This window comes from Arthrobacter sp. SIMBA_036 (assembly GCF_046535135.1).
Lineage (GTDB): Bacteria > Actinomycetota > Actinomycetes > Actinomycetales > Micrococcaceae > Arthrobacter.
Genome location: NZ_JAWRXG010000080.1, coordinates 1 through 342, shown reverse-complemented (window position 1 = coordinate 342; position 342 = coordinate 1). Strand labels below are relative to the sequence as shown.

The 342-nt window shown below is 63.7% G+C and carries 1 pseudogene; it reads left to right on the top strand.

The annotated features are described in order from the left end of the window. Window positions 1–289: pseudogene (locus SB659_RS19215) on the top strand (glycosyl transferase); the annotation flags it as partial. Window positions 290–342 lie beyond the last annotated feature (53 nt).

The window sequence follows — 342 nt, the reverse complement described above, 5'->3', positions numbered from 1 at the left end:
CCGGTTTCTATCGCGCCACAACCTCGACGCTGCAGCCACGGCCGCCCAGACGTTTCGCACCCGCAGCCTCCGGCAGGCGCATGCCTTTCTTGAACTCGTGGATGGCATCAAGCAGCGCTCCCTCTCCCGGGCGCTTCGTGCCGCCTGGCGCGATCCGCTGGCCATCGCTCATCTCAGAATGCCAATCGCAATCCGTTTGAACCGCATGACGGCAGCCCTTCGCGGCGCTGCTATCCGGAATTCGGAAGTCACAGTCACAGGCGGCGCTTCGCGCTCGCGCAAAGGATAAGAGCCCATGAACCAACGAAACCTGACCCTGCACAGCACAGTCCCGAAGGCCCC